Origin of the sequence: Pseudonocardia sp. SID8383 (assembly GCF_009864975.1) — a bacterium.
Taxonomy (GTDB): domain Bacteria; phylum Actinomycetota; class Actinomycetes; order Mycobacteriales; family Pseudonocardiaceae; genus Pseudonocardia; species Pseudonocardia alni.
In genome coordinates this window covers 1-7,104 of the sequence record NZ_WWFY01001149.1, presented here as the reverse complement: position 1 = coordinate 7,104, position 7,104 = coordinate 1, and the positions used below count along the sequence as shown (strand labels likewise).

Here is a 7,104-nt window from a genome sequence, read left to right as displayed (position 1 = left end):
CGGCCGTCGCGACCCGCTCCGGGGTCAGCGACGCGCCGAGCGGGACCGGACGGACGTCGGCGACGTCGGCGAGCGGGTGCGGCTCGCGTGTCTCCGCCGCCGAGCGCAGGTCGACGACGGTCCGCGGCGGCCACGGCGATCCCTCGGGCAGGTCGAGGGCCCGGGCGTCGCGCGGGTCGCCCGGGCGGGGCGCGTCGGACCGGTAGAGCACCCCGTGCCGTACGCGGTAGCCGTCCGTCGTGCGCAGACCACCGAGATCACGCAGGTTCGCCGGGCGTCGGGTCGCGGCGCTGGAGAGGAATGCCGTCACCCGACCAGGGTCGGTGATCTCCCCGCGGCCGCGCCGAGGGTCGTGATCAGGGGCATCGGTGGTGTCGGTCACGCGGGACCCGACGGACGGACCGCACCGGGACATGGTACACTGGTTGATCGACGGCCGTCGGCGACGACGCACGGCCGCGAGCCCCGGAGGTCTGGGTTCACCGGCACATCATCTGGATCGAGATGCCGCACGCGGGCCTGGCGGGCTGGGAGAGCGGGCGAGAGCCGCCCGACGACACAGCGCACCCCCCTGCGCACGCCATTTTGAGGACCGAGTGAGCATTCTGCTGGACCAGCACCCCGACCTGAACGACTCCGGAGACGAGATCACCACTTCCGCCGCCATGACGGACACCGACGCCGACGCGACCGACACCGTGACCGCCGACGCCGCCCCCGACACCTCCGCCACGCCGGAGGTCACCCCCTCCCGTGAGGCCGTCGAGTTCGAGCCCGCCGCGGTCACGGCCGACGAGCCCGGCGACGACACCCCCGCCGGCCCGACCTTCGCCGACCTGGGCCTCGCGCCCCGGCTGCTCGAGACCCTGGACAAGCTGGGCTACGCCGCGCCGAGCCCGATCCAGGCCGCCGCGATCAGCCCGCTGATCGCCGGTCGTGACCTGCTGGGACAGGCCGCCACCGGGACCGGCAAGACCGCCGCGTTCGCGCTGCCGATGCTGCAGCGCCTGGCCGACGGCCGTACCGCCCGCTCCCGCGGCGCCAAGCCGTTCGGCCTGGTGCTCGCCCCGACCCGTGAGCTGGCCATGCAGGTCGGCGACGCGGTCGCCAAGTACGGCGCCGCCCTCGGTGCCTCGGTCGCCTGCGTCTACGGCGGCGCGCCCATCGGCCCGCAGCTGGGCCAGCTCCGCCGTGGCGTCGACATCGTCGTCGCCACCCCCGGCCGCGCGATCGACCTGGTCAACCGGGGCGCGCTCGCCCTGGACGCGATCGAGGTCGCCGTCCTCGACGAGGCCGACGAGATGCTCGACATGGGCTTCGTCGAGGACATCGAGACGATCCTGGGCGCCACGCCGCGGGGCCGTCAGACCGTGCTGTTCTCGGCGACCATGCCGGGCCGCATCCAGAGCCTGGCGCGGACCCACCTGATCGACCCGGCCGACATCCGGATCAAGAAGGAGGCCACGCCCGAGGGCGAGGCCCCGCGGGTCCGCCAGACCGCGTACCACGTGCCCCGCAGCCACGTCACCGTCGCGCTGGGCCGGGTGCTCGAGATGGAGCAGCCGACCGCGGCGATCGTGTTCTGCCGCACCCGCGCCGACGTCGACGCCGTCACCGAGACCCTCACCGCGCGCGGCCTGCGCGCCGAGGCGCTGCACGGTGGCATGGATCAGGAGCACCGCACCCGGGTCGTCGAGCGCCTGCGCGCCGGCCGCACCGAGCTGCTGGTCGCCACCGACGTCGCGGCCCGTGGTCTGGACATCGACTCGCTGACCCACGTGGTCAACCACGACGTGCCGTCGTCGCCGGAGTCCTACGTGCACCGCATCGGCCGGGTCGGCCGGGCGGGACGCGAGGGCGTCGCGATCACCCTGGTCACTCCGGGGTCGGTGCGTCACCTGCGCAACATCGAGCGCCTCATCGGGGCCTCGGTGCCCAGCGCGCCGGTGCCCTCGCCGGAGGACCTGCGCACCGTGCGGCTCGCCCGCACCGCGCTGGCCCTGCGCGAGCAGGCCGGTCAGGACGCCGACACCCCGCCGCAGGACGGTGTCGAGCAGCTCGTCGTCGAGCTGGCCCGCGACCACGACCTCGCCTCGATCGCCGCTGCGGCGATCCGGATCGCCCGTGCCGACAACTCGGTGCCGGACGACGAGATCGAGATCCCGCAGGTCCGCTCGCGCGGTGGCCGTGACAGTGGCCCCGGCGACCGTGGCCCGCGCCGCGACCGCGACGGCCGTCCGGGCGGTGCCCGCGGCCAGGGCGCCCGTCCCCCGAAGGCCGGGGCGACCCGCCTGTTCGTCTCGGCGGGTCGTGCCTCCGGTGTGCGCCCGCAGGACATCGTGGGCGCGCTGGCGAACGAGTCCCGGCTGTCCGGCCGCGACATCGGCGCCATCCAGATCCACGAGCGCCACTCGCTGGTCGAGGTGCCCGAGCACGCCGCGGACGACGTGCTGCGCTCGCTGCGCGGTGCGACGACGCTGAAGGGCCGCAAGGCCAACGTGCGTCGGGATCGGGACAACGCCGGCGCCCACTAGGCCGGGATGCACGAGAGGGGCCCCGCGCGATCCGCGCGGGGCCCCTCTCGTCGTCCGGGGGTGGGTCAGCGCACCTCGACCCGGTCGCCCTGGCGCAGCTTCCCGAAGAACACCGTGGCGTCCTGGTTGCGCATCTTGACGCATCCCGCGGACCCGGAGTCGCGGTCGCCCTGGTGGAAGGCGACACCACCCGGGGCGAAGAACACCGACCACGGCATCGGGGCGCCGTCGAACTCGGCGGAGTAGTGCTCGCGGTCCTTGTCGTAGACGGCGAAGTCACCGGTGGGGGTCTCCGTGCCGTGGCCCCCGGTGGCGACGTCGACGGGACCGTAGGTGATCGAGCCGCCGTTCATCAGCCACGCCTGCTGGGACCCGAGGTCCACGCAGGCCCTCGCCGACGCCGAGCACGGGGTGCCGGCGACCCCCGGGTCGGCATCGGCCGCGAGGGCGGTGCCCGCGGCACCCAGCCCGACGACCAGCCCGGCGGTCACGACGGCCAGGGCGCGTCGGCGGCGCACCCGGCGAGTGCTACGGGGAGTGGGCTCGTTCGTGTGCGCCATGAGTGTTGCTCGGGTCCTCTCGGGTGAACGATGGTGCTGCCGGACGGTTCAACGATCACCCCTGGCGACGGATACGCCCGGACGGGTCATCGGTTACGACGGGAAACAGGCCTGCCCCGGCGATCTGCGGGAGGATCGGCCCCGTCCCGACATCGGAGCCCGGCCGAGGAGCGCGTATGACCACCACCCCGTCCCGCAAGCCCCGCAGTCATCAGGTCACCGACGGCATCGGCGCCACCGCCGCGCGCAGCATGCTGCGCGCGGTCGGCATGCGTGACGACGACTTCGCCAAGCCCCAGATCGGCATCGCCTCGTCCTGGAACGAGATCACCCCGTGCAACCTGTCGTTGCAACGGCTCGCGACGGCGGCGAAGGAGGGCGTGCACACCGCGGGCGGCTACCCGCTGGAGTTCGGGACGATCTCGGTGTCCGACGCCATCTCGATGGGGCACCGGGGCATGCACTACTCCCTGGTCAGCCGCGAGATCATCGCCGACTCGGTGGAGACGGTCGTGGAGGCCGAGCGGCTCGACGGGACGGTGCTCCTGGCCGGCTGCGACAAGTCGCTGCCCGGGATGCTGATGGCCGCGGCCCGGCTCGACCTCGCCGGGGTGTTCGTCTACGCCGGGTCGATCATGCCGGGCCGGGTCGGCGACCGGGAGGTCAACATCGGCGACGCGTTCGAGGGCATCGGGGCCTGCGCGCGCGGGCTGATCACCCCCGACGAGCTGGACACCCTGGAACGGGCGATGTGCCCGGGGGAGGGCGCCTGCGGCGGCTTCTACACCGCCAACACGATGGCGGCGGCGGCCGAGGCGCTCGGGATGGCGCTGCCCGGGTCGGCCAGCCCGCCCGCGGTGGACCGGCGTCGCGACGGCGTGGCGCGTGCCTCCGGTGAGGCCGCGGTCGGCATGATCGCCCGTGGCCTGACGGCCCGGTCGGTGCTGACCCGGAAGGCCTTCGAGAACGCGATCGCTGTCGTGATGGCCTTCGGTGGGTCCACCAACGCGGTGCTGCACCTGCTCGCCATCGCCCGTGAGGCCGAGGTGTCGCTGACCCTCGACGACTTCAACACCGTCGGCGACCGGATCCCGCACCTGGCCGACGTCAAGCCGTTCGGGCGGCACCTCATGTACGCCGTCGACCAGGTCGGGGGCGTACCGGTGGTGATGAGGGCGCTGCTCGACGCGGGCCTGATCCACGGCGACGCCCGCACCGTCACCGGCCGCACGGTCGCGGAGAACCTCGCCGAGCTCGACCCGCCGGGCCTCGACGGCTCGGTCATCCACGACCTCGCCGACCCGATCCACCCCACCGGCGGCCTCACGATCCTGCGCGGCTCGCTCGCGCCCGACGGCGCCGTCGTCAAGTCCGCCGGGTTCGACGCCGCCACCTTCACCGGCACCGCCCGCGTCTTCGACGGCGAGCAGGGCGCGCTCGACGCCGTCGACGCCGGTGAGATCGGCCCCGGCACGATCGTCCTGATCCGCTACGAGGGCCCGCGCGGCGGGCCCGGGATGCGGGAGATGCTCGCCGTCACCGGGCGGATCAAGGGCGCGGGCCTCGGCAAGGACGTCCTGCTGGTCACCGACGGCCGCTTCTCCGGTGCGACGACCGGGCTGTGCGTCGGGCACGTCGCACCCGAGGCCGCCGACGGCGGACCGATCGCGCTCGTCCGCGACGGCGACACGATCACCCTGGACATGAAGGCCCGCACGATCGACATCGGCGTCGAGCCCGCCGAGCTGGAGCGGAGGCGCGCGGAGTGGACGTGCCCGGAGCCGACGAACCGGCGCGGGGTGCTGGGCAAGTACGCGAAGCTCGTGTCGTCCGCGGCCGACGGGGCTGTCTGCGGCTGACCCGCGTGGCCGGTGCGCCCGACGGACGGGCGTGCCGGCCGCGACGCACCCGACACCGCCCCGACACGGAGTCGCAACATCGGTCCCGCAGGCTGGTGGTGATGAGCACCGATCCCGGGACGACCGACGGCCTCTACCGGGTGCGGGTGCGGCTGCCCGACGAACCCGGTGCCCTGGCCGGGCTGACGGCGGCGCTGGCGCAGGTGCGCTGCAACATCCTCGCCCTGTCGGTGCACGGTCAGGACGCGCACTCGGTCGTCGACGAGCTGCTGGTGTCCGGGCCGTGCAGCGTCGGCGAGCTGTCGGTGGCGGTCTGCGGGGCGGCCCCCGGCGGTGGGGTCCTGGTCATGACCGCCGACCCGCACGACCTGGTCGACCCGCCCACCCGCGCACTGGACATCGTCGCCGCCGGCCGGAGTCCCGCCGACGGGGTCGCCGCGCTGCTCGGCGCGTCGGGTGTCCGGACGCCGGGCCCGGACGAGCCGGGTGCGCGCGACGAGCACGACCTGGAGCTGACCGCGCCCGACGGCACCCGGCTGGTCGCCCGGCGGGCGGCGCCGTTCACCGTCACCGAGGTGGCCCGGGCCCAGGCGTTCCTGCGCGCGGTCGCGACGCGCCCGGAGTCCGACCCGCGCGGCTGGGCCGGGGCGTAGCGCACTCGGCGCACCGCAGGCGCCGGTCGGCGTAGCACGGAGGTCACGGCGCCGCCACCGCTGGCATCCTTCCGGCAGGACGATCGAGAACGGGCAGTACCCACACGGCCTCCGGCGGGCGTCCTCACCATCGCGAAACCGCCGCGACCCGTGGCGGCAACGATGGACGGTGATCGTTGCGTCATGGAGGCCGGTATGGGTGAGCTGTCGTCCCCGCGGGATCGGGACCGGGTGGGTGTGGTCGTGCCGTACGACTTCGCCCTCGACCGTGAGATGTGGCGGTGGGTCCCCGAGCCGGTCACCCTGAACGTGACCCGCACGCCGTTCGTCGCGACCCCTGCCGACGCCGCGCAGGCCCGGCTGATCTCCGACCCGGCCATGGTCCGGCAGGCCGCCCGCGACGTGCTGACACCGGGCCCCGCCGTGGTCGCGTACTCGTGCACCTCGGGCAGCTTCGTCGGTGGCGTGGCGGGGGAGGCCGCGCTGCGCGACGCGGTGCTGGCCGCGGGCGCGCCGGCGGCGGTCACGACGGCGGGGTCGCTGGTCGCGGCGTGCGCCGAGCTGGGGGTCACCCGGCTCGCCGTCGCCACCCCCTACGTCGACGACCTCACCGGGCTGCTCGCCGACTTCCTCGCCGGGTCCGGGGTCGACACCGTCGCCCGGCACGGCCTGGGCCTGCTCGGCCACATCTGGACGACGACCCCGGAGCAGGTCGCCGCGGCCGTGCGCGCCGCGGACCACCCCGACGCGCAGGCGGTCTTCGTGTCCTGCACCAACCTGCCCACCTACGACGCGATCGCCGTGCTGGAGCGCGAGCTCGGCAAGCCGGTGCTCACCGCGAACCAGGTGACGATGTGGGCTGCGCTGCGGGCGGCCGGGCACTCCGCCGTCGGCCCCGGGCAGACCCTCGTCGACGGCCCGTCCGTCCCGCCGGTGCTGCGGGTGGTGGACACCGCTGCCCCCGGCAGGACGGAACCCGGCCCGGCGGACCTCGACCCGGCGGTCCTCGACCCGGCGGTCCTCGCCACCGCGGCCGAGCCGGGACCGGCGCCGCTGCTCAAGGTCCGCGTCGGGCTGCCCGACGAGTCCGGTGCGCTGGCCCGGCTGACCGCGGCCGTCGCCGAGGTCGGCGGCAACATCCTGTCGCTGTCGGTGCACGGCCGCGACGCGGGCACCGTCGTCGACGAGATGCTCGTCGGCGGCGGGGTGACCGCGGACCGGCTGTCGCGGGTGATCCGGCGACGGCTGCGCGGGTCCGGCCCGGACACCGTGCAGGTCACCCCGGCCGACCCGCACGAGCTGGTCGACGGACCCACCCGGGCGCTCGACCTTGTGGCCGCCGCCCGCGGCCGCGACGGGCTGTTCGACGGCCTCGCCGCGCTCCTGCACGCCGACGAGGTCGGCACCGGCCCGGTCGCGGCCGGGACGCACGTCCTGGAGCTCACCGCCCCGGCAGGCCCGCCGGTGCTGGCCGCCCGGAACTGGGCGCCGTTCACCG

Annotated in this window: 6 protein-coding genes; 4 read left to right on the top strand and 2 right to left on the bottom strand. The window is 75.0% G+C overall.

Annotated features, from left to right (window positions below; genetic code table 11):
• On the bottom strand, positions 1-310 hold a 310-nt coding region (locus tag GTW08_RS32295; RefSeq protein ID WP_346009984.1), incomplete at its 3' end, for a tyrosine-protein phosphatase.
• A gap of 286 nt (positions 311-596) precedes the next feature.
• On the opposite strand from GTW08_RS32295, the gene GTW08_RS27990 reads away from it, so the two are divergent.
• Positions 597-2,534 carry a DEAD/DEAH box helicase gene (locus tag GTW08_RS27990; RefSeq protein WP_346009983.1) on the top strand — a complete coding sequence of 646 codons (1,938 nt, stop codon included), beginning with the start codon at positions 597-599 and terminating at the stop codon, positions 2,532-2,534.
• Between the two features lie 65 nt (positions 2,535-2,599).
• On the opposite strand, the gene GTW08_RS27985 is transcribed toward GTW08_RS27990, so the two are convergent.
• The gene (locus GTW08_RS27985) at positions 2,600-3,052 is read right to left on the bottom strand and encodes a L,D-transpeptidase (RefSeq protein WP_337826009.1); all 453 of its coding nucleotides are present in this window, start codon (positions 3,050-3,052) and stop codon (positions 2,600-2,602) included.
• A 218-nt stretch (positions 3,053-3,270) separates the two neighbouring features.
• On the opposite strand from GTW08_RS27985, the gene ilvD reads away from it, so the two are divergent.
• The 3 genes from ilvD to GTW08_RS32290 all read left to right on the top strand — a co-directional run.
• Entirely contained in the window at positions 3,271-4,953 is a 1,683-nt protein-coding gene (gene ilvD / locus GTW08_RS27980; protein WP_073574595.1) for a dihydroxy-acid dehydratase, read from the top strand.
• Between the two features lie 101 nt (positions 4,954-5,054).
• Positions 5,055-5,606, top strand: coding sequence for an ACT domain-containing protein (locus GTW08_RS27975; RefSeq protein ID WP_139282724.1), 552 nt, complete (start codon positions 5,055-5,057; stop codon positions 5,604-5,606).
• A gap of 195 nt (positions 5,607-5,801) precedes the next feature.
• A partial coding sequence (locus tag GTW08_RS32290; protein WP_237454260.1) for a hypothetical protein occupies positions 5,802-7,104 on the top strand: 1,303 nt, incomplete at its 3' end.